Here is a 23,030-nt window from a genome sequence, read left to right as displayed (position 1 = left end):
CATCGCCACTTCTAATATCTTCTCATCTTTATTCAATATCATTCTTAACTTCTGAAATGAAGTATAGACTTACAATGGCAAAACATAGCGCTGGAAATAAGAATGATAATTGTAATGATCCAAGTGAATCTGAAATAACCCCTTGGATAGCGGGGATAACTGCTCCCCCAACAATTGCCATAACCAAGACTGCCCCTGCAGTTTCCGTGTGTTTCTTTTCCGTAACCGTATCCAATGTATGAGCATAAATTGTGGGCCATTGAGGACCAAAGAAGAAACTTGCTGCAACAGCTGCATAAATGGCAATGTTCCCAGATGCCAAACTTGCAATTGCTAATGCAATTGTTCCTAAAACTGAATACACTGCCAACACTTTAGTTGGTTTAATCTTCGTAAAAAGTGATGTTGCAAGCACTTTACCTAAGAAAAACACAATATATGAATAAATTAAGTAATTTGAAGCTTGGGCGTCACTAATTGAATGATTTAAATCAAGCACTAACCGAATCGTAAATGACCAAACCGCTGTTTGCATACCAACATAAACGAATTGGGCCATAATTCCTTTTTTGAATAATCGATTATGAGCAAGGTATGCAAGGGTTTCACTTAATTTAGCCTTTACTTGGCCAGCCACAGCGGCAGGTTTTGTGTTAGGCATTGGTGTTAATGCCAAAAGAATTAACATCGCAATTAACACGAATAAAATATATTTATATGGTTGCAAAGTTAATTGCAACATTTTTTCACCATATGCTAATCGGGCAGCTCCATGTAATCTAGCCATCTTTTCTGATAAATTACCAACTTGGCCAAAAATCAAGTATTTACCAAGTAAAATTCCAATAATACTACCAATTGGGTTTAAAATTTGTGAAATATTCAAGCGTAAATTAGCGTGCTTTTTAGGACCAAGTAATGAACTGTATGTATCACATGCTGTTTCCAAGAATGAAAGCCCGATTGCAATCGCAAAAATGGCAACTAGAAACATTGAATATGTAGCTACACGTGATGCTGGGAAAAATAATCCAGCTCCTAATATATAAGCGACTAAACCAGTTAAAATAGCTGTTTTATAAGTAGTTTTCTTGATGACAATACTAGCAGGTATTGCAACTAAAAAATATCCGCCGTAAAAAGCTGATTGCACAAAGGCTGTTGCGGCATCATTAAGTTCAAAGACTGTCTTGAATTGGGTAATTAAAATATCATTTAAACTTGCGGCTGTTCCCCAGAGCGGAAACATCATTGAAACAATAATAAATTGTAAAATTGGTGTTTTAGTTAAATAACCATCTGATAAAACACCAAAATCACGGTGATGCTTAGCTTTTGTTCCTACTGCATTAATCATATCGATCTCCTACTAAATAATAAAAATTATATTGAAAGCGTTTTCATAAATATATACTAGCACCATCTTTCTATTAATAAAACAATAATCTTTATTTTAATTATTTAAATATTAAATAATTAAAGTAATTTAGCATCTTAATAGTACCTTATATATAAATAAAATTATTTTTAAATAAGTTATTGACTATTTTTGTAATGATTATATAATAATCACATAGAAATTTAATAAATATTTGTCCAGTGGCACAATGGTACTGCGTTCGACTGTTAATCGAAAGAGTGTTGGTTCGATTCCAACCTGGACAGTTGGGAATTTTTCCCACATATAAATCGTTAATAAATGTTTGTCCAGTGGCACAATGGTACTGCGTTCGACTGTTAATCGAAAGAGTGTTGGTTCGATTCCAACCTGGACAGTATTATGCACTAGAGACAAAAAAAGATGGATGAAATAAAATTTCACCCATCTTTTTTTTATTTAAAACTAATTTTTAAAGCCTTGCCAGCTAAATTAGTAAAGTTTAGTAAGTATTCACCCGTTTGTGAATCATACGTAATCCCTGGACTCATTTTTAATTTAGCGGCCATTTTTTCAGGTAATTTAACCGCCACTTGCGTTGCACTCTGGGTTGGATCACTAAAAGTATATGTCGTGATGCCAGCATGTTTTGTTCGTAACAATGCTAAGCCGTGATTAGTTTTAATCCCGGCTAATTCACCACCCATCGGTCCCCAGAAATTAATGCCTAAATACACATCATTAGTAGTTTTAACCGCTTGAATTTGTGCATCATTTGCTAAAATCTTAATTGGATTTTGTTGGACCAATTTTTGCATCTTAGTCCTTGATGCATTCGGAACTAAAATATATGCATATTTGCGATTTACCGGATTTTTACCATGCTTAATAATTAATTTTTCATATTTCCCAGTGTAGGTTTTATGATTAGTAAATTTCTTATTAATATCGGCATAACGCCCTGTACGAATTTGTTGACTTGCTTCAATCGTGGTGGTTTTTGGGAAATAATAGCCGATTGATTGTTGGACTTTTGGTGCTTTAAGCATCAACCATTTAGCATCTTTAACCGTACTAGTCGGCTTGATTTCACCATGATCTGACAATAATTGATATTGTTTTTCATTACTCAACAACCGATCTTCACCCACGGTTTCAATCCCTGTATTACTCGCACCAGTAATCCCAGCCCCTAATGCCACGACTTGATTATCAACCATAAACCATGATTTTTTCGCCTGTAAATTCATCGGTATGGTTTGTTTACCTAAGTGCAAACCTTGTTGGTCAAGGGCCATGCTAATTACGGCATTATTACCATTGGTGACTCCCCCAGCCCACGTATTTTGAGGTGTTGGTGCTACGAAACCATCTCCAACATTCGGTAAGGGCTTCGTATCAATCGTTGTCCCAGGCAAGCGATAGGGATCAATTGTTGGCCAGTAACTTTCGCCATATTGAATTCCGTCACCATTATAAAGATATAGTTGGCCATCACCCATGTGCCAACCATGTTTATTTTCACCATTACCGGCTTCAAAACTTGCCACGCGTTGGGAAGATAAACTAATTCCTAAACTAAATTTCTGACTTTGTTGCACAAAGCGCCCCATCGCCGCATATAGTTTCGTTCCTCTAAATTGGGCTTTAGTTGCTTGAATCTGGTGGTTACTTTCCACCGCACTCAATAAGCGTAAATCATTATAATCACGCACACTGGTCCAGAAATATTTAGGATCTTTATTAACCCAATATTTCACAGCCGCTTGTAATTGAGTCTGTTGGGCTTTTGGTGCAGCATCGGCAACTAATAATAAGTTTGCCATAGTCGCTGGTTGCCAACCTTGACCTCCAGTTCCGGCGGGTGCTCGAGTTACTCCCCGACCTTCCACCATCGCCAGCGTATTTTTTTGATAAAGTACCGGAATAAACGCTTTAATGACTTCATTACTAAATTTTTCAGCAGACGCGGTTGGTAGCGCAAATGGGGTGTTTTTAACTACTGCGAGGACGCGACTAGCTTGGCCAATCAGTGCATTTCCATATTCACCAGTATAGGCGACATCCGTGTGTTGAATAAAGGAACCATCACGATAAAACCCATCGCCTGTTTTAACTGGTTTAAAGACCGCCACCACATTTTGCGTTGCAGTTGTGATCATTTTAGCATTTTGTTGTAAGATGCCTAACCCTAACACCGTACTTGCTAAATCAACACGATTGGCGGCCGTGGCTTTAAAATCTTGTTTAAAAATTACAGGGAAATTTTTATCTTGCGGCCGTAATTTCAATTGTTGGTTAGCATTAGGGACGTACGTTTGAATAATTTTTAGATATTTTTGTTGCTCGGCTTTGGGTAATTTATTACCCAAAATCATCAAAATATTAATAAAACTTTGCGGTGTCCCGATTTGCCAATCAAACCAATTACCAGAATAGTGTTTCCCGTCATAGCGGCTTGGCTGGGTCATAAAGTCCAAGCCCGCTACAATTGTTTTTAATACTTTAGCATCATGGTATTGTTGGGTGCCCAGCGTGCCATATGCTAACGCTAATGTTTGTAAATTATTAAATTGATGTGTCATATTTGCCGAACCAACTTTACCACCCCTAGCTTTCCAAAGGGTATCTTGGCCTTTTAAATGCATGGTCCTCAATAATTCCGTTGCTTGCTTATTAAGCTTGGCAACATAGGCTTTGGAACTTGCATTATCAGGTAATTTACCAGATGGTATTAATTGATTTTGCCAATTTGTTTGTAAAACTTGGTATTTATTAGTAGCTGTTTGTTGAACTGCTGTATTCGAATGCGTGTGTTGGTAACCAATAATCCCGCCACCAGCCGCCAGTAAAACAACAACGGCACCCGTAAGATAGGCCTTACGGTGAGATGGCTTTTTTTGATTGCGAAATTGCATCTTGGAATCCTCTTAAATTTTTTATACATAAAAAAGCGGTAGTTATCACAATTGATAACTACCGCTTCATTGTACCGTGTTCCCTTTAAATTTATCGTATATCAAAACAAAATTAATTTATTTCAGGATAATTTAAAATTTAGAGATTCATGCCTACCAACTAGCTTTTTGAACGCCAGGAATCTGACCCTTGTGGGCTAATTGGCGGAAATTAAGCCGTGACATGCCGAATTTACGCATATAACCATGGGGCCGACCATCTAACTGATCTCGGTTATGTAGGCGTACCGCGCTTGAATTACGGGGTAATTTTGATAAGCCAATATAATCCCCAGCAGCTTTTAATTCCGCCCGTTTAGCAGCGTATTGCTCCACTAAGGCTGCTTGTTTCGCTGCTTTTGCAATTTTTGATTTTTTTGCCATAATACTCCTTACTTAACTTCAATAAATAATGCTTTACGTTGTAATTTTGGTGAATATTTCATCAATGATAATCGATCAGGGGTATTGCGAACATTTTTACTCGTTAAGTAAATTCGTTCATTTGCTTCCGTATTTTGTAAAATAATATTTTTGCGCATATTTTCATCCTTTTAAATAGTAATAATTACTATTTAAATTATAGTAATTAGTTTCATAATTGTCAAGTTAGTGTAATTACTTTGTTTTTGAAGCCGATACAGCTATATTAGCCCATAATTCTTGACTAGCAGCAACATCATTTGTATAACCAATTACTCGTTGATTAACTGGTATCCAATCTAAGCCAGACGTTAGTGGAATAAATGGCACGTTATTTTGAACATACTTCTGATATTCAAATAAAGCCTGTTTGCGAACTGCTGGATCAATGGCAGCCGGAGAATCTATTTTAGCTTGTAGCTGACTGAATTTAGGGGTTGTAAAATGGCCAATATTATATTGGGTTCCTTTACCAAATAAGGCAATTTGTGACGGATCAGATGTTCCTGAATTAGAAGCAATTGTGAAATCCCAATCATTATTTGTCCCCCCCATCATCATTTGGACCCAAGTATTAAAATCTGTCAATCGTCCATGATAAAGACCGACATTAATTCCCACTTGCTTCCACTGTTGAATATAATTTTGTGAAATAGCTTCAGTATTGGCGTCGCTAGCTCGTGATACAAATGTTAATTTGAATGGTTTTCCCTCAGGTGTTAAACGATACTCATGCTTAGGATTCCATTTAAAGCCAGCATTATCAAGTAGTTGATTGGCTTTATTGATATTTAGTGGATAGCCTTTAATATTTGTATTAATAGCACCCTTAAAAACTGGTACAATACTTGTTCGCAAGCGTTGATTTAAACCATTATCAAATTTTTGTGTAACTTGGTCAACATTCATTGCGTAGCCTATTGCTTGACGTAGAGCAATACTTTGTAATGGGGTTTTACGATCCATGATATTCATTGATGTATTACTATCATAGTGTCCTAAATTAAAATCAAGATATGATAAGCGTAATGATTGGTTACCTGTTTGAACATAATCAGGTAAAGCTTTAATTGCAGGGTAAGCTGTAGTTGGTAAATTATACATAATATCATATTTCTTATCTTTTAAAGCAGCTTGAGCAGTTGCTGTTGATACAACACTAGCATTGATTAACTTTAATTTAGGTTTTGTCCCATAATAATATGGATTAGGAACGTATAAAACAGATTGACCAGCATTAATCTTACTTACCTTATATGGGCCATAGCCTAACGGTGCTTGGCGAATTTCTTTTGATGCTGCCAAATTAGCTGGTTTAATATTTTTTAAATAGTGATAAGGTTCGGCACCTTCAAAATAATATCCGGAACCTGACTGCCACATTCCTGGTGTCATATGATTAAATTTAATTTGTAGAATATTCCCATTGGGGCCTTTAGGATATGTAATTCCTGTAATTGTTTTAGTTTGACCATTGTGATAGGCTGTCATACCAACAATATTGGCATATGAATCAGAGTATTGCTGGGCTTGATATGCAGGATTAGCGATAATTTCATACGGAAATTCTAAATCCTTTGCTATTACAGCTTTACCATCTGACCAAGTTAAACCTTTATGTAAAGTAATTGTGGCCGTTTTAGTTTCCTTATCTAATTTAATATTAGCTGCCCCACCATCAATAATTTTAAATGCCGTCGTTGTTTTAAATAATGAACCTCCCGTTGGCGCTAGCAATGTGCTATCTGCTGTCGTATTTAATAATGTTGGTGAAAAAATTCCTTGAAACGGAGTATCTTGAACTAAACCGATATTGAGAGTACCGTTACTGATTGCTTGCTTTTTATTATCATAGTTGATTTTTAAATTACCTAATGAAGCCGTCTGATTATTATTGGTATTCGAAGAACTACATCCTGCTAATACCATACTTAAGATACCAATTGTTACTGATCCAATAATATATTTTGTTGCTCTTTTCATAAATTCTCCTCTAAACTAGCTAATTTCATTTAAAAATTACACATTAGAAAACTTCCTAAAAAGGCAATAAAAAAACCGGTAGCATACTGCTAACCGGTTTTAAACGTTTGAGATAATCACCGGCATAGACACTTTTTAGAAAGTTCCTAAAAATTGTGTCTATGCCCTTTGCATACACACAACTTCAGCTTTGCCAGCTTTGCCAAATGTTCATAAAACTATTATGCATGATTATCTCCTCCTCAAGTTATTGCAGTTAAATATACCATTAAAAATAATTTATGCAAGTATTTTTTTATATAAATTTTTATTGTAATAGTATTTTTCTACTATTTTCACCGTTATACTCAAATAAATATCATTTTAATATCGAGGTTCTCTATGAAAAAAAATCATTAAATATTTTAGGCAGTATCGCACTAGCAATTTTTATCGTATTAGTAATCCTTTTTCTTAGTATTCCTCAAGCGTTAACTAATTTTGATGTAACCATCATGCACCATGTCCGCGGGGGCTATCCTTTTGGCAAGCATTTTTTTAAACATCTTGATAAAATCGGTAACGGTCATCTTTATAACTGGCTTGTCACTATTGCTGCCGTCCTCTTAATTATTATCAAGCGTTATGTTGAAGCGATCTGGGTTTTTATTAGCTCAATGCTTTTAAGCTTAGGTGCCGTTAATATTTTGAAAAATTACTTCCAACGCCCGCGGCCAAAAATTCACCACAAAGGTTTTAGTTTCCCCAGTGGTCACGCAACTAGTAGTATGATTTTCTATGGGATTTTAGCAATTATCGTTTTTTACATCATCAAAAATCAAGCTGTTCGTTTTGCCGTCCAAGTTGTTTTAATCGCCTTAATAGCGGTAATTGGTTTATCACGAGTTTACCTTGGTGTGCACTACCCAAGTGATATTTTAGCTGGTTACTCATTGAGTTTAGCTTGGATTTTATTTACCTTCCCCCTCTTCAAAAAACTTCAAACCGTCTTTCATGAACCAATCTAAAAAAGAAGCCGAATTGGCTTCTTTTTTTTCTTAAACATATTCTGCTATACTAATGACCATGAAAAATAAAACGCAAGATTTACGCTATCGTAAAACCGACCAAAAAATTCGCCAAGTGTTCGTCACGTTATTACGTTCCGTTGGCTATCCCAAAATCACGGTCAGCTTAATTATTAAGCACGCCGCCATTAATCGCTCAACCTTCTATGATCATTATTTAGACAAAGAAGATTTAATGTCCCAACTTCAATTAACATTCATTGAAAACCTAACTCTTATCGGAACTCAATGTTGCAGCCGTCAGTAACCAAGAATTAATTAACCACCGTATCGCTACTCTTATCGAGCGCCTCTACGCTGAACGTGAAACAATTCGGCTGTATTTAAGTGACCGTTCGGATGGGCGCTTCACCGAACGTTTAACTAGCTTTGCACAACAACTTTTTGTGCAAACCGATATTGTCGGCGAATTAGTCATTCCTGAAAAATACGCTTGTCAGCAATTTCAGGCGTCATGTTAAATTTAATTGTCACGTGGATTCAAGCCGATTTTCGTGAGTCACCAGCTGAATTTTCGGTAATTATCCGTAGTATTGCGCCTAATTTAGTTAAAATCATGCTGAAATAATTTTATCCAACACTTATCGTTTATTGATGGTTTTGCTCCATTTATCGGTTTGCTATGCTTTATTTACCAAAACAGCAATGGAGGAAAACAAATGAAATCAACATGGAAATTCATTTTAACGTTAACAGTGGGTTTAACTGTCGTATTAGCAATTATGATGACGGCATTTTCTCTACCCGCGGTTAACTCAGGCATTAATAACGTGCCAATTGGATTATTAACACCAAACCAAGAAAGCTATGCAAAATTAGCCAAACCAATGATCCACGCATGCTCAAAGTCCTTACTACACAATTAGCAGCCATCAATACTAAGAAAGCTAACATTATTGATATTAAGAGCTTCCCAAAAGCTGATCCAAAAGGAACTGGATTAGCCGCTGGGGCCTTACCAATTGCTCTTGGTAGTTGGATTGGTGCAGTTGCCATCGCTAATTTAATTAAAGGTAAAAAGCAAAAATTTGCCGCAATTCTTAGTTTCTCACTGATTGGTGGTCTTGGTCTTGTTGGCGTTATTCAATATGGTATCGGTACTTTTGATGGGAATTACTTCTTAACTTCACTCGGTGCAATGTTAGGAATCGCAGCGACTGGTTTCTTCGTCCTAGGAGTTCTGGAAGTTCTCGGTAATCCTGGTTTAGGAATTGCCGCCATCTTATTAATCCTATTGGGAAATCCCCTTTCAGGCCTTGCTTCGGCGCCTGAAATGTTACCAAACGGTTGGGGCGTCTTAGGTCAACTATTACCACCTGGTGCACCCGGTACCTTGCTTCGTAATATTACTTTCTTTGATGGTAACGCTATTTCACAACCTTTGATTGTTTTATCAACCTATGTAATCATCGGTATGGTATTGTTCAAAATTGGGAATAAATCTGAAATTTAATACCACAAAAAACAGCTTGGAAAATTTCCAAGCTGTTTTTGGCTATGTTTATGTATCTAACAAGAAGCTTAAACGTGTTAATTTCAGTAAAATACATTGGCCATTAAAATTCTTACAGTTAATAATACTGCTAAAATAACTAACCATATTGTCTGCTTTTGTTCTTTTACGGCACTGTATATTAGTACCAACCAGAGCATACCATATATCCCAATTGTTAAAAATATTTGTGGTGTATCAACAAATTTAAGTATATACAACTTTAGTAACATAAATAAAATAAAATATGGTGCAATATATTTCACGGCTGCTTGTAAAATCCGTGCTCGACTAACTTGCCGAAAATGTATAAATTGATGTAGTACCACTAAATCTAACAATGGTATTAATATGGTCAAATAATCAAAAAGAAATATCAAACTACTCACAAGAGCTAAATAAATGTGGTTATTTTCATAACCAAAAATTAATTCAATAACATCATGTACCGGAGCCACACTTACCAACGGTGGTACAAGCGTGACTAAGACCAAACTTAGTACAAAGTATACACTCATTATGCCTAATCTTTTCATCAACTGAGACATCCATCAACTAGCTGTAATTGTTGATCATACGTAATTGCAGCCACATCGTCATGACTAGCCACAATAATACTTTTACCAGCGGCCTTTAATTCCATAATTAGTGCCGCAAATTGATTAATACTCTCAACATCCAAACCTCGGGTAGGTTCATCTAATAAGATAATATTTTGATTTTCCATGATTGCTTGAATTATCCCTAACTTTTGACGCATTCCAATTGAATATTTAGCAACCGGCTGCTTGTTAGCTGGATCTAATTGAAATTTTTTCATTAATTCGATAATATAAGCTTCATTATAATTATGATTTAAATCGGCTAAGAAACGTAGATTGGTTAGTACATCTTCAAATTCTAAAAAACCGGGATTTTCAATCAACGCCCCAACAACATCATTATCACCGAGCATGATCGTACCTGTTGCTGGTTTTAATAATCCAGTAATAATTTTAAATATAGTAGACTTCCCAGACCCGTTAATGCCACGAATATGGACTAATTGGCCAGGTTCTAGATTAAAAGTAACATCTTTTAAGACATCAACTCCTTTAAATTTTTTGGTGATTTTTTCAACTTTAAGCATAACTTTCTCCTACAATTTAGCGATAAATCTCATGTATAGCTCGATATAGTGGATCAAATACTGGACTATACATAATTAGTAAACTTTGTATTTCGATAATATAGTGATACAACATGGGCAAAATAAGAATACTAAAAATAATGCTAGTCCGATATTTATAATCCAATAACACAATCAATGCCATATTTAAGCCACAAATAACTACCATGTGTAAAAGCATAATTGCTATTCCTAATATTGCGTTACCATCCATAAACCAACGGATACCAGAAAATAAAAACATGCTATAAAAAATAATAAAATAACATAATGATTCGGCTAAAATTAGCCGTAATAACATTATTTGAATTACATCTTTTTGCTTTCTAATTTTAATTAATGGCGTAATTTTTCGATAGCTTGCAACTTGCCATGCAATATATAAGCTCAAAAGTGGTTGGGTAATCAAGGTAGTAAAATGCGATGCAATATCAATACTAATGAAATCTAAATGGCTAGTATTTCCCATCAACGAATTACTGCCGGCTACCAGTCCTAAAATCACTGGAATGATAAAAGCATTAAAAGTAATTGATAAAAATGTTCTTCTTTGCATTATGAATTACCCTAGTTTTTCCTTCCGTTTAATCCATATTTGGGCAAGTAACCATGTAATCGTTAAATATATAACCCCTGTTACCATAAACGCAATATAATTGTTAAACCACGAAAGTTGAAATATCGGCATGTATACTGCTTGATTTGGAGAATATAATCCAAGAGGGGTTAAGATATATGCAATTAATGCAGCTACTGGTCCAGCCCCTAATGGTTTCAAGATTACAATAGGCATGACCGATAAAACTATACTCAAAATCGCACTCAAAGGAATATAGAGAATTGTTTTTTTTATGAACAATCCAATAATAAAAATCAATACAGAATATATACCAAGCCCTATTACTGACAGAGCACTATAAATAATTACACCTGTTACCGTACCGTTATTAAATGTAGCGAATCTGTTTTGTATTGGCATTGAAGTTGATGTAAACGGATGTACTAATAAAGAAATTACCCCGACTTCATACAAATTTATTAATAAAGATAAGCCAACTGTCACCGCAAAAGTACAAATAATTCCTTGTTTTACAAAATGCCGATAACCTATACGTTGCTGCACCATTATTAAATAATTACTATTTTTAATGTAGATATGCATTAATGATCCACATAATTGAACTATCGTAAATATAAAAAACATACTGGTAACCCCTAAGTCAAAGCCATTAGTTTGTATACCAAAAAAAATATTAAGCGCCAACAACCCATTCTGCGGAATTCCCTTATTATCCTTAACTGATGCGAGTATTGCTATCGTTACAACAATAAATAGAATTGCTACTAATATTAGTAAAAAAATATTCCTTCGTTTCCGCATTTTAAATCTCCATTTCTATTAAATAAAACGCAGCACACATCTTTGAATGTACTACGTTATGCCTTTATTATTTATGATCTGCACTGAAGTGTAACTTAACATTACTAAAATTAGGTTCCGATGGGGCAGAGCGAACGTCTGCGTAATATCCATAACCCACAAGACCAGAATTATTTCCTGCATAACTTGTTTTATCGAGATATAATCCTGTTTTAGATGATCGTGCTTCTAATTTTGAATTAATTAATTTGACATTATAACCCTTCCAATTAGGTAAAGCATCTCCATTAAAGGAAGCATCATTGTCATTTGTTGTTTTCGTATTAGAAGATCCTAACGTACTCCAACGACCACTGTCACTGACATTTTCTTGTGAAATTGTCCACGTAGAAGCAAATGCAGTAGCACTCATTAAACCAACTAACAAAGTACCACTAATCATAATTTTTGATAAAATACCTTTAAGCATAAAATTCTCCTTCTTATTTTTCTTAAATTAAATTAATTTTAATTAAAAAAAGACCACCTCGAAAATCGAGATGATCGCATACCCATGTATCTAGCTTTATTCAATTGTTACTCGTCGTAATTTACCAAAGGCCAATCAATTTCATCCAAAGTGAGCCAATCCCGACCCAAATGATGATGTAAAGAATTCCTAAAATAAAGTTCAAGCGCCACCAATCACCTTGTTTAACGTAGCCTGAACCAAATAAAATTGGCGCAGGTCCTGATGAATAGTGAGTTGTTGAAGCAAGCAAGTTACCGAAGAATCCAAGCATTAAAGCGGCTAACATTGCTGGGACATGGGCAGCTAAGGCAACCGCTAAGAAAGCGGCATACATCGCTGAAATGTGGGCTGTTGCTGAAGCAAAGAAGTAGTGGCTGTAAAAGTAGGCAACAACTAAAATAATTAACACCACAAACCAATTTAAACCATGTAAACTACTACCAATAATGTGTGATAACCATGGAATAAAGCCTAAAACATTGAGTTCACCGGCCATCATAACTAAAACTGAGAACCAGAATAAAGTGTTCCAAGCACCAGTTTCTTTTAAGATATCATTCCATGAAAGCACCCCGGCAACTAATAAGAACGCAATCACAATAAACCCAGTTGTTGTCGCATCAATCCCAGTCATCGCACCAGTAATCCAAAGAACCAATGCGGCTACGAAACCAATGATCATCATCGTTTCAGCCTTAGTAATCTTACCCATTGCGGCTAATTCACCGGTGGCCCAATTTTTAGCATCTGGCGTTGCTTTTTGTTCTGGTGGATAAAGTTTGTAAATCACAAAGGGAATCACAATTAATGAAATAATTCCGGGAACCAATGCGGCTAAGAACCAGTTCATCCACGTAATGTTAACCCCTTGCTTACCCGCAAAGGCTTGTACAATTGGATTCCCAGCCATGGCAGTTAAGAACATCGCTGCCGTAATCATATTGGCATGAAATTCAGTAAAAATTAAAAATGAACCAATCTTGCGTTCAGTTCCATCAGCTGGATCTGATTTGAAAGTTTGCGCTAATGACTTGATGATCGGATACATCACCCCACCAGCCCGTGCGGTATTTGAAGGTGTTCCTGGGGCGACAATCAAATCAACCGCTGATAATGCGTATGATAAACCTAATGTTTTCTTCCCAAAGGCCCGCACAAAGATTAACGCAATCCGGTGACCTAAACCAGTTTTAATAAACCCGCGTGAGATGAAAAAGGCCATCACAATCAACCAGATTGAACTGTTCCCAAAGCCAACAATCGCCTTTTCAACTGGTACGGTACCAGTTAACACCGTGGCGACAAAACCGAGTAACGCAATCCCACCTAATGGTAAGGGCTTAGTAACCAAACCAATAATGGTGGCGACAAAAATTGCAAACATATGCCATGCCACGACACTCAATGTATCTGGGCGCAGGGGTGCGGCAAACCAAATAATCAAACCAACAATGACTGGCGCAATGAATTTACGATAGTCAATTTTTTCTAATGAACTCATCCCAATTTTCCTCTAATTAAGTATTTTTACTTACAAACCTAGAATAAATTTTGCTGCTTGCTTCCCTGCTTGGCGCCCAAAGACCACGGTTTCGGCAATTGAGTTCCCACCGATGCGGTTGTTACCGTGTAGACCACCCGTTACTTCACCGGCGGCATACAATCCACTAATGGCATCCCCGTTTGCTGCGACAACTTCGGTTAACGGATTAATCTTGACGCCACCCATTGTGTAATGAATGGCTGGTTTAATGTGAATGGCATAGTAAGGGGCCTTTAAAATCCCCCGTTCCATGGCGGTGCTACGGCCAAATTCGGTATCGGCACCGGCAGCTTGGAAAATATTCCATTGCGCTACGGTTGCTGCTAAATTAGCGGCATCTAAATGCGCTTTTTCAGCTAACTCAGCCAAAGTCGCCCCTTCCATTACCAAACCAATGGCGTGATAGAAATCAATTGCGGTAAAGGCTTCGCGAATTCCTTGATCCAAAATTAACGTCGCCCCATCTTCATGTAAATCATTAATCGCCGCCGTCGCTTTATCACGGGTAGTCATTTCATTAACGAACCGTTGGCCAGCGCGGTTAACTAAAATCGCCCCTTCACCACGCACCCCTTCACCGATTAAATAGACGTGATCAGTATCTTGTTGGGCGGTTGGGTGAATTTGAATCTTATTCATATCCACTAACGTCCCACCAACTGCCGTTACCAATTTCATTCCATCCCCAGTGGCACCAGGGTGGTTAGTTGTCTTTAAATCAAGTAATTCAGGGGCATATTCGGCTAACATTTCACGGTTTTGCGCAAACCCACCTGAAGCAATTAAGACCGCCTTGGCTTGAATTGTTTTTTCACCAAGCTTGGCGTTTTTAATCGTTAGACCAGTAATTTGATTACCCGTTTTTTCTAATCGCGTCACTTCAGTACCATCAAATAAAGGAATTTTTTTAAAGGCTAATTGTTTTTGCAAACCTTTAACTAAGTAACCGCCCACGGCTGATTTATCACCCGGACGGTGAGCCCGTTTTTGGCTCATCCCCCCAGTAGCCGTAATATCCGTGAGGTTAATATTGTGGTTGTATAACCAGTCAATAGCTGATTCCGTATGCGTAACAAAATATTCCAAAAGGTCTTTATCGTTGGTCCCGCCACCACCTTTTAATGTATCTTCATAAAATGAAGCTTGCGAATCAACAATTTTATTATTTAATTGCACAAAGGTTTCCACGGCGTTCATGCCAGAAGAAGCCCGGTTTGAATTCCCACCTAAAACTTCTAATTTTTCAAAAATTGCGACATCTAGGCCAAGTTCTTGGGCTTGAATGGCGGCGGTCATCCCTGCGGCCCCAGAGCCAATCACCACAAAGTCATAGGCATCTTTTAAATCAGCGATATCAGCTTTTGGAAAAATAAATTTAGCCATTTTTTTACTCCTTATGTGAACGTTCAAGGTTCGTCATTGCCATGAAGTCCATCCATTCATCATATTGTGCTTCAGTTAAGGCGCCGGATGCTAAAGCGGCCACTTTTAACGTTGTCCCATTCTTATCAGCGGCTTGAGCAATTTCAGCAGCCGCATGGTAACCAATGTGGGGGGATAATGCCGTCACGGTCATCAATGAATTATCAAGCAATTCGTGCATCCGCGTTGGGTTAACTTCAAGGCCGTGAATCATGCGATCAGCAAAGCCTGTCATCGTGCCGGCTAATAATTCGGCTGATTCTAAGAACGCATCAATCATTACTGGTTTGAAGACGTTTAATTCAAAGTTACCTTGGCTTGCGGCCATCGTAATCGTCGTATCGTTACCAAACACCCGCACAGCCGCCATCGTTAAGGCTTCCACTTGCGTTGGGTTAACTTTACCAGGCATGATTGATGAACCGGGTTCGTTAGCTGGAATTGTTAATTCACCATAGCCACCCCGGGGACCAGAAGCTAAGAAGCGAATATCATTTCCAATCTTCATTAAATCAGCGGCTAAGGCTTTAAAGGCACCGTGAACTGTGTTAATTGCCGTATGGTTAGCAAGGCCGTAAAACTTATTACTTTCACCGGTAAATGGGAAGCCATAGACTTCTGAAACGGTGGCGGCAATCGCAGCTCCTAATTCAGTATTGGCATTTAACCCCGTACCGACTGCGGTCCCACCCATAGCTAATTCGTACAATTGCGGCCGTAAAATTTCTAAGTTAGCTTGGTTGTGCTTCAAGGCTGAAATGTATCCAGATAATTCTTGGCCAAATGTCAATGGCGTTGCATCTTGTAAGTGCGTCCGCCCAACTTTAATCACATCCCAGAAAGCGTCTTGTTTGAGGCGTAATTCGGCAATCAAGTGGGCTAAAGCTGCTTCAACATCTGCCACGGCTGCCACGGCGACAATGTGCATCGCTGTTGGGAAAATATCATTTGATGATTGGCCCATATTAACGTGGTCATTGGGTAATACTTCAATCCCCGTTTGACTGGCCAAGTGAGCCACAACTTCATTCGTGTTCATGTTAGTTTGGGTTCCAGAACCAGTTTGGTAAACTGACAATGGAAAATCCTTACGTAATTCAACATCATCTAGTTTAAGTAACGCTTCAATCGTTGTAATAATCGCATCGGCGCGAGCAGCATCTAATGAACCATTGGCTTTGTTAGCTAAAGCAGCAGCCCGTTTGATATTGAGTAATTCCCGGATAATTGCTAGTGGCATCCGAGCACCAGTTGGAAAGTTTTCAAGTGAACGTTGGGTTTGGGCCATCCAAGCGGCTTCAACCGGAACTTTTACTTCACCAATTGCATCTGCTTCAATTCGAAATTCTTGGGTCATAACTTATTCTCCTTATTGTCTTTTAAGTATATTTCGTTAATAACTTCAACCATTTTTTGTTTTAAACGATTTGCAAAAGCGGATAATTGATGATCACGCTTTTGGATTAAATAAATATAGAAATCAAGTGGTTCAGCTAAGGGTACCGTTACTAGATCACTACGCCCTTGAACTGCTAATTCAACCATAATACCAATGCCGTTGCCAGCCGCAATTAATGCTTGTTCTGTAGTTATTTCGTTAGTTATATATGTCCTGTGTAGCTCATCAACCATATTATGTTTGATAAGTTGCTCAACTAATACTCGATGTTGCATGAATGCCTCACCAACTGAAATAAAGCGCTCACCCCGTAAATCATCAAAATTTAGGCTTGTTTTTTGTCCCAAAGGATGATCAATAGGCAAAATAACTACATATTGGCTTTTGGTTATATAGTGACTATCATAATTTCGATCATGTTCGGGCATTAAGCTACCGACAAATACCATGTCAACCTTATCGTTATCAAGCAGCTCGTACATATTACTTGAACCACTCTCGACCATATGAAAGGCTTCAATCTCTTGGTCATTTAAGCGGCGCATAATCTTAGGAAAAATAGTCGCCCCAATAATTGGTGGGACACCGATACCAACTTTATGTTGATTAGTTATGTCACTTTTAATTATTTCTGTTTCTCGCAAAATATTCTTACTATGTTGAAATAAAGTTGTACCAGCAGTAGTTAGTTGGACTGAGCGTGTTCCGCGTTGACGAATAATCAATTGTTCGCCCAATTCTTTTTCCAAGCGCTGTAATACGTTTGTAATTGAAGGCTGTGATACAAATTTTTTGCGTGATGCACCTGTAAATGTTCCTTCTTCAGCAAGCGCTACAAAATAATCTAAGTCATTGAGTAACATAATCTACCACCTTCACAAAGTATAACACAACTAACCTTGCCTATATAATAACTTATGGAATCTTAATATTTAACAACTAGTTATCAACTTTGCCTGAATTAAAGGTAGTCTTAACCCCGCGGAAGCCTTGAATCCGGCTAATATCACCCGTAAATCGTAACGTTCCTAAGAAAGTCCCATCAATATCGCGCACGGCGTAAAAATTATTGTAGATGGTCTGATTATTTTTAGGGAACCATTGTTCAAAATGCTCAGCGGCACCTTGATGTAAATCACTTAGCATCCTACTTACCGCAACTTGATCAGCTTTTGGAAATAAACTGACAAACGATGCTCCTAATTCAGACGCTGCATACCGTTCGATGCGATGTTCATTATCAGAATAATATGCTAACCGGTCATCAGCATCAGCAAATGTAATTTCAAATGGTAAACTATTTAAAATTTGACGTAAGGCGGTTAATGACACGTGGCCCGTGGGTAAGTTGATAGTTCCTTGATTATCAACAAATGTTTTTTCTTTTTCTACTTCAATTTGATCTACCATAATCTATGCTTCCTTAATATAAAATGTGGGCTGAATAATTTTAAAATCAGCCGGATTAATGTTTACTAAGCGAATCGAGCGGTCACGATAAATAAATATCGCTCCAAAGGGATAGTCATCCGCTTCGATGGGCCCATCATTGAAAAATAGTCGGGTCGTTTCAACTTCACCATCAATTGATTTTGGTGATAAAACGGTCACACTCGCAAGTTCATTATCGTGTGGATAACCAGTTTCTGGATCAATAATATGGTGATACGTTTGGCCATTTGCCACTAGATGACGTTCAGCGACTCCGCTAGTCACAATCGACATTGCCGGGGTGGTAAGTAAGGCAATTGTTGCACCATGACGGACAAGTGGATCTCGCACGCCAATTGTCCAGCGCCCATCATCATTGTGGGGGGCGGCATTTAGTAGTACAATGTTGCCGCCAAAATTAATGATGCCCGCCATTTGACCTTGGGCTTGCCAATAATCTTTGACCCGATCAGCAATATAGCCTTTCGCAATGGCCCCTAAATCTAAGGCCATCCCCGCTACTGGCAAGTAAACGGTTAGGGCGTCATCATCTAAAATAATGCCATCACTAACAATTTTTTGCCGGACTTGCGTAATTGCCGTATCACTTGGTACTTTGGCATCTGCAAAGCCAATATGCCATAAATTTACTAATGGTCCAATCGCGACATTAAAGCCAAAATGTTGCTGGCTTTCATAAACTGCCCGTTTAATTAATTGATATACAATTGGTGGAACGGCCACTGGATGAGCCCCCGCCGCTTGATTAACGGCCATGACCGTCGATTGGGTGCGATTAACCGTCAATAAATCTTCATAATGATTAACTAGGGCAATCGTGGCATCAAGTTCATTAACTTGTCGAGTACCAAACAAAGTCAACTGATTAATCGTTCCCATTGCATGCCAGGTTTTTTCAATTTTAATCAAAACATCGATGCACCGGTTGTGGCATCAGCTTCGACTGGCGTGGCAGTTGCTGGTGTAATCGTACCAACAACCGGCGCGGCCACCTTATCCGTCAACATCGTCTTTTCAACCCACCAACCATCACCTTTTTCGATAATTGCTGCAGTGGGGGTTGGTTGAATAATCGTGGGGATGGCATCTTCATCAAGCGGTGAACCTGGCATGACACTATCTAATGAAGCATACCCTAAGTTAACGGTGGCGATATCAACATCACTAGTTGGCGCAGGCTTAGTGCGATCAACTCCTTCACCACACATTGGTTGCAATAAACTTGCAAAGCGGATGAAATGTTGCATGATCGTTTCCAAAAAGCCAATCGTATTCGCATCAGTTAATTCTTCCGTCGTCATATCAATAATTTGAGCAGCCGGACCAACTAAAAATTGGTTCCCTGGTAGCACTAAGGCATCTAGTCCCGGTGCATCCATAATTTGCCGTAAATGTTCTTGGGCGTTATTAGTTCCTTGGCGGCCTAATGATGCGCCCACTAACATTACCGGTTTATTGGTAAAGGGATGCAACGTGCCATAACTCATCCATTCAATAAATGACTTTAAGGCGGCAGTAATTGAGTGATCATATTCAGGGGTTGAAATAATAACTCCATCGGATGCTTGAATTGAACGCGCAATTTCACCAATGCGCAATGGAGCTTCATCATCCTCATTAAATAATGGTAAATCCGCGATTTCAATAATCTCGATATTCACTTGATCCTTAAAATGTTTTTTCATGAACCAAAGTAACTTACGGTTGTAAGATTTACGCGCATTGGTTCCAACAATCGCGACAAAATTCATTCACTTATCCTCATTAGTTTGTTTTTTCACATGCTTAAGCGATGCCTTTATTAAACCGTATTCCGCTTTTTATGTCAAAGATTGCAAAACACTTCACAAGTTATAAACGTTTATTTATCAAGGTTTATCTCCCCTATATATCTTGTATAAATTAAAGTATAAGTCAGATTAATAATTTAATTTCATGCTGTTAAAAGATTTTTAAATCATATATAGTGAATTAAAGCACAAAAAATAACCAGCGAAAATAATCTTTCGCTGGTTATTTTACCGTTTTTATTTAATGCGATAGTAAGCTGAGGTTGCATAGCCTCCTTGGCCGCTACCGACAATTAAGCGATCTTTACTGACATCAGAATTATCTTCTGGCGCAATTTTAATGCCCGCCGGAGCAATCGCTAATGGTTCAAAAGCACTCCCGGGACCACTTGAAAAATTACCAATCCCACCTTCTAACCAACCATTCGTAATATCGCCATTCGTAATGACTTCAGCATTGCCATCCGAATCTTTTGGACCATCAGTGGTTACACCCATGAAACCCGAATAATGTGAGCTAGTCGGTTTAATGGTAATTTGATTAATTACCGTAATTTCTTTGCCATCGGTTGGATTTTTCCATGTCCCTACTAAGCTACTGAATTGATTTGACTGAATTGCTTGGATATTTAATTTAGTTGCTGTATTTGCTGGCAACTTGTTTGCGCATAAATACTATAAAAGCTTGGCCCGCTACTCCACACTTGGATTAAATTTTGACTTGTTCCAATTGATTTACCATCAATTTTGATGCCACTATCAACTCCACGGGGGATGAATGTAATTACATGATTGACACTCACAGCACCTTGGTTTGAAAATGATGCATCGAGCATTTTATCAGCCACTTTATAGGCTACTGGTTGCATCGCTGAATCAGCCGCAATTGTTGAGCCTTGTAAAACAAAACTACCATCCGAAATTGTATTTTGATTTACAAAAAGCTGCTCACTACCATTTTCATGTTGATAAGCTTGTTGGCCATTACCGTCTTCGCGATTAACCGAAGTAGCAATTAATTGCCATTGCCCTTGTAAACTTCTAAAATTACCTTGTTGAATTTGGGCCAAATTAATGACTGGTATTGGTGTGGCCTTTGATTGTTGAGTATACTTTTTACTACTTACTTGATGACTTGTACTCTTCTTAGACGCTTGGCTACTAATGGCACTGCTAGTTTTACTACTAGTGCTACTACTTTGGCTTGATGCGCTAGCATTATCGACATGTTTTTGTGCCCCACACGCACTTAGACTCAGTACCCCGATCGTTACTAAACCAATTCCAAGCAGCTTGGTTATCTTTTGGCCCATTTGCTGTCTTCTATTTTTATTAATCATTAAGTTCATTACCAAATCCATCGAGGTGCCATTTTGAACCACGATTTGAAATTAAAATTAAAATTCCTTCAATAAAGACCCAAATATCAACAATGACAATAATCAAGTAACCAATAATGAAAATTGCTGTCAGCCAACCGAAAATCGTTAAAATAAGTTGTGTCAGTCCCCGTGCAGTTTTACCTAAATAAAAATTATGAATTCCTAAACTGCCTAAAAAAATACCTAATATACCTGCCACAATCTTTGACTTATTACTCCTAACCCCAGTAGGATTTGGGTTTGCAGTTACATCTTGAACATAATTGTTTAAAACATTATTATCTGATTGTTTTAACAATTCCGCTTTTTTAACATCAAATTCTTCTTGCGTTAATACACCACTATCTAACAATTCTTTATATTTTTTTAAATCATCTACAACTGACACGCAACAATCCTCTTTTCTATATTAAAAGTTATTTTACCATTAATTTTAATATAATTAAAGTGTTGAACACTGGTGCTCAATAATAGCAAAAAAGCCAAGAAAAATGTATTTTCTCGGCTTTTTTGCGTATCTTTTCGAATATATCGGGATTTCTGGAACACGTTGTAGCAACAAATTACCATCAGGAAAGAGTTATGTCACAGCTCCGTTTTTTAATCGGGGTCACTTGTGGTATGGGCTACCAGCATTAATCATATATGCTCGATAAACCTGTTCAGTTAGTACTAAGCGCATTAATTGGTGCGGTAAAGTAAAGCGTCCAAAACTAATTTGCGTGTCGGCCCGTTTTAAAACCGCTTTTGATAAGCCTAATGAACCACCGATAACAAACGTGATATCAGAATTACCATAGGTTGCGAGTTTATCAATTTCTGCAGCTAATTCTTCACTTGAACGTTCTTTACCTAAAATTGCTAATGCAAAAACATATTCTCGATCTTTAATTTTATCTAGAATCCGTTCACCTTCACGTTCTTTAACTTGCAACATTTCAGCTTCAGATAATTGTTCCGGCGCTTTTTCATCGGGTACTTCGACAACTTCAAATTTTGCAAATTTACTCAACCGTTTGGCGTATTCTTCAATTCCTTGTTTCAAATACTTTTCCTTCAACCGGCCCACACCAATAATTTTAATATTCATTTTATGCCTCCATGCATTTAATTTTTCAATTTTTATCCACACGAACAGCTAACTTATCAACATGGGGATAAAGCCTAATAATATTAGTATTCTAATACGAACACTAAAATTTATCCACAGATTTGTAAAGTTATCCACAGATTAAAACTTAATCAAAAATGCCGCTTTTATGCGATTTTTATCTACTAAATATTTAAAACCACATTTTTACCAAATGTTATCCACATTTACGTGATGTTTACATGTTCGCCTTTTACAACCGATTGTTATTTTTAATTTTTAATTCGTCTTTATAGTAATAATCTGCTAAAATAGCCTTTTTTTTAATAAAAAGTTCGTATTTAACTTTATTTATTTCGTAAAATAACTAATACCGTTCCGATTTATTAAGTAACTATCATTTTTTTGTACACACAAACATTCTATAAAAATTTACAAACTTAAGTTGTCTACTATTCAAGTTATTGTATATGGCAATTAACTCTTTTATGGTTATCCACACAATACTTAAACACTGAATTTCCCCATCCTATCAAGGATAATGTGCATTTATCAATTAGTTGTTCACAAGTTATCCACAGGTGTGGATAAA

25 protein-coding genes and 2 tRNA genes are annotated in these 23,030 nt (G+C 37.3%); 6 read left to right on the top strand and 21 right to left on the bottom strand.

What is annotated here, in order from left to right; genetic code table 11:
• Window positions 1-28: 28 nt before the first annotated feature.
• Entirely contained in the window at window positions 29-1,357 is a 1,329-nt protein-coding gene (gene fucP / locus HF964_RS04515) for an L-fucose:H+ symporter permease (RefSeq protein ID WP_168721866.1), read from the bottom strand.
• Between the two features lie 236 nt (window positions 1,358-1,593).
• Here fucP and HF964_RS04510 point away from each other — a divergent pair.
• Both HF964_RS04510 and HF964_RS04505 read left to right on the top strand, forming a co-directional pair.
• Window positions 1,594-1,665: transfer RNA gene (locus HF964_RS04510), tRNA-Asn, on the top strand.
• A gap of 39 nt (window positions 1,666-1,704) precedes the next feature.
• A tRNA-Asn gene (locus HF964_RS04505) sits at window positions 1,705-1,776 on the top strand.
• A gap of 57 nt (window positions 1,777-1,833) precedes the next feature.
• Here the strand turns inward: HF964_RS04505 and HF964_RS04500 are convergent.
• From HF964_RS04500 to HF964_RS04485, 4 genes are all read right to left on the bottom strand, one after another.
• Complete coding sequence (locus HF964_RS04500) at window positions 1,834-4,296, bottom strand: polysaccharide lyase 8 family protein (RefSeq protein WP_168721865.1); 2,463 nt, start codon at window positions 4,294-4,296, stop codon at window positions 1,834-1,836.
• 153 nt (window positions 4,297-4,449) lie between these two features.
• On the bottom strand, window positions 4,450-4,719 hold the full coding sequence (gene rpsN / locus HF964_RS04495; RefSeq protein ID WP_168721864.1) for a 30S ribosomal protein S14: 270 nt from the start codon (window positions 4,717-4,719) through the stop codon (window positions 4,450-4,452).
• Window positions 4,720-4,727: 8 nt separating this feature from the next.
• The gene (rpmG, locus tag HF964_RS04490; protein ID WP_168721863.1) at window positions 4,728-4,877 is read right to left on the bottom strand and encodes a 50S ribosomal protein L33; all 150 of its coding nucleotides are present in this window, start codon (window positions 4,875-4,877) and stop codon (window positions 4,728-4,730) included.
• A 76-nt stretch (window positions 4,878-4,953) separates the two neighbouring features.
• A complete protein-coding gene (locus tag HF964_RS04485; protein WP_168721862.1) occupies window positions 4,954-6,741 on the bottom strand; it encodes an ABC transporter substrate-binding protein in 1,788 nt (595 codons plus the stop codon).
• Window positions 6,742-7,235: 494 nt separating this feature from the next.
• Between HF964_RS04485 and HF964_RS04480 the strand changes: the two genes are divergently transcribed.
• From HF964_RS04480 to HF964_RS04470, 4 genes are all read left to right on the top strand, one after another.
• A complete protein-coding gene (locus tag HF964_RS04480; RefSeq protein ID WP_168721861.1) occupies window positions 7,236-7,748 on the top strand; it encodes a phosphatase PAP2 family protein in 513 nt (170 codons plus the stop codon).
• A gap of 58 nt (window positions 7,749-7,806) precedes the next feature.
• Window positions 7,807-8,055 (top strand): TetR/AcrR family transcriptional regulator, encoded by a 249-nt coding sequence (locus HF964_RS04475; RefSeq protein WP_168721860.1) that lies wholly within the window; start codon window positions 7,807-7,809, stop codon window positions 8,053-8,055.
• A 412-nt stretch (window positions 8,056-8,467) separates the two neighbouring features.
• Entirely contained in the window at window positions 8,468-8,674 is a 207-nt protein-coding gene (locus HF964_RS09970; RefSeq protein WP_246220244.1) for a hypothetical protein, read from the top strand.
• Complete coding sequence (locus HF964_RS04470) at window positions 8,647-9,261, top strand: hypothetical protein (RefSeq protein ID WP_246220243.1); 615 nt, start codon at window positions 8,647-8,649, stop codon at window positions 9,259-9,261. Before HF964_RS09970 ends, HF964_RS04470 begins: the two co-directional genes overlap by 28 nt.
• A gap of 83 nt (window positions 9,262-9,344) precedes the next feature.
• Here the strand turns inward: HF964_RS04470 and HF964_RS04465 are convergent, their stop codons facing one another.
• From HF964_RS04465 to rlmH, 16 genes are all read right to left on the bottom strand, one after another.
• The gene (locus HF964_RS04465; RefSeq protein WP_168721859.1) at window positions 9,345-9,836 is read right to left on the bottom strand and encodes a hypothetical protein; all 492 of its coding nucleotides are present in this window, start codon (window positions 9,834-9,836) and stop codon (window positions 9,345-9,347) included.
• Window positions 9,836-10,429, bottom strand: coding sequence for an ATP-binding cassette domain-containing protein (locus HF964_RS04460; protein ID WP_168721858.1), 594 nt, complete (start codon window positions 10,427-10,429; stop codon window positions 9,836-9,838). Before HF964_RS04460 ends, HF964_RS04465 begins: the two co-directional genes overlap by 1 nt.
• Window positions 10,430-10,445: 16 nt before the next feature.
• Entirely contained in the window at window positions 10,446-11,024 is a 579-nt protein-coding gene (locus HF964_RS04455) for a hypothetical protein (protein ID WP_168721857.1), read from the bottom strand.
• A gap of 6 nt (window positions 11,025-11,030) precedes the next feature.
• Window positions 11,031-11,849, bottom strand: coding sequence for a hypothetical protein (locus tag HF964_RS04450; RefSeq protein ID WP_168721767.1), 819 nt, complete (start codon window positions 11,847-11,849; stop codon window positions 11,031-11,033).
• Between the two features lie 67 nt (window positions 11,850-11,916).
• The gene (locus HF964_RS04445) at window positions 11,917-12,318 is read right to left on the bottom strand and encodes a choline-binding protein (RefSeq protein WP_168721856.1); all 402 of its coding nucleotides are present in this window, start codon (window positions 12,316-12,318) and stop codon (window positions 11,917-11,919) included.
• Window positions 12,319-12,439: 121 nt separating this feature from the next.
• The gene (locus tag HF964_RS04440) at window positions 12,440-13,861 is read right to left on the bottom strand and encodes an anion permease (RefSeq protein ID WP_168721855.1); all 1,422 of its coding nucleotides are present in this window, start codon (window positions 13,859-13,861) and stop codon (window positions 12,440-12,442) included.
• Window positions 13,862-13,891: 30 nt separating this feature from the next.
• Window positions 13,892-15,286 carry a flavocytochrome c gene (locus HF964_RS04435; RefSeq protein ID WP_168721854.1) on the bottom strand — a complete coding sequence of 465 codons (1,395 nt, stop codon included), beginning with the start codon at window positions 15,284-15,286 and terminating at the stop codon, window positions 13,892-13,894.
• A gap of 4 nt (window positions 15,287-15,290) precedes the next feature.
• Window positions 15,291-16,682 carry a class II fumarate hydratase gene (locus HF964_RS04430; protein ID WP_168721853.1) on the bottom strand — a complete coding sequence of 464 codons (1,392 nt, stop codon included), beginning with the start codon at window positions 16,680-16,682 and terminating at the stop codon, window positions 15,291-15,293.
• Window positions 16,679-17,587, bottom strand: a complete 909-nt coding sequence (locus HF964_RS04425) for a LysR family transcriptional regulator (RefSeq protein ID WP_168721852.1) — start codon at window positions 17,585-17,587, stop codon at window positions 16,679-16,681. The genes HF964_RS04430 and HF964_RS04425 overlap by 4 nt, the downstream gene beginning before the upstream one ends.
• Before the next feature lie 76 nt (window positions 17,588-17,663).
• Window positions 17,664-18,134, bottom strand: coding sequence for a PAS domain-containing protein (locus tag HF964_RS04420; RefSeq protein WP_168721851.1), 471 nt, complete (start codon window positions 18,132-18,134; stop codon window positions 17,664-17,666).
• 3 nt (window positions 18,135-18,137) lie between these two features.
• Window positions 18,138-19,085 (bottom strand): FAD:protein FMN transferase, encoded by a 948-nt coding sequence (locus tag HF964_RS04415; protein ID WP_246220242.1) that lies wholly within the window; start codon window positions 19,083-19,085, stop codon window positions 18,138-18,140.
• Window positions 19,082-19,927, bottom strand: coding sequence for an NADPH-dependent FMN reductase (locus tag HF964_RS04410; protein WP_168721850.1), 846 nt, complete (start codon window positions 19,925-19,927; stop codon window positions 19,082-19,084). The genes HF964_RS04415 and HF964_RS04410 overlap by 4 nt, the downstream gene beginning before the upstream one ends.
• A 276-nt stretch (window positions 19,928-20,203) precedes the next feature.
• On the bottom strand, window positions 20,204-20,623 hold the full coding sequence (locus HF964_RS04405; RefSeq protein WP_168721849.1) for a DUF6287 domain-containing protein: 420 nt from the start codon (window positions 20,621-20,623) through the stop codon (window positions 20,204-20,206).
• A complete protein-coding gene (locus tag HF964_RS04400) occupies window positions 20,596-21,279 on the bottom strand; it encodes a DUF6287 domain-containing protein (RefSeq protein ID WP_168721848.1) in 684 nt (227 codons plus the stop codon). Before HF964_RS04400 ends, HF964_RS04405 begins: the two co-directional genes overlap by 28 nt.
• Before the next feature lie 19 nt (window positions 21,280-21,298).
• Complete coding sequence (locus HF964_RS04395) at window positions 21,299-21,736, bottom strand: NINE protein (protein ID WP_168721917.1); 438 nt, start codon at window positions 21,734-21,736, stop codon at window positions 21,299-21,301.
• Between the two features lie 222 nt (window positions 21,737-21,958).
• Window positions 21,959-22,438, bottom strand: a complete 480-nt coding sequence (rlmH, locus tag HF964_RS04390; RefSeq protein ID WP_168721847.1) for a 23S rRNA (pseudouridine(1915)-N(3))-methyltransferase RlmH — start codon at window positions 22,436-22,438, stop codon at window positions 21,959-21,961.
• Window positions 22,439-23,030: the final 592 nt, after the last annotated feature.

It is taken from the genome of Periweissella fabalis, assembly GCF_012396505.1.
GTDB classification, from domain to species: Bacteria; Bacillota; Bacilli; order Lactobacillales; family Lactobacillaceae; genus Periweissella; species Periweissella fabalis.
The sequence above is the reverse complement of the archived record's forward strand: the minus strand, read 5'-3'. Positions and strand labels throughout refer to the sequence as shown.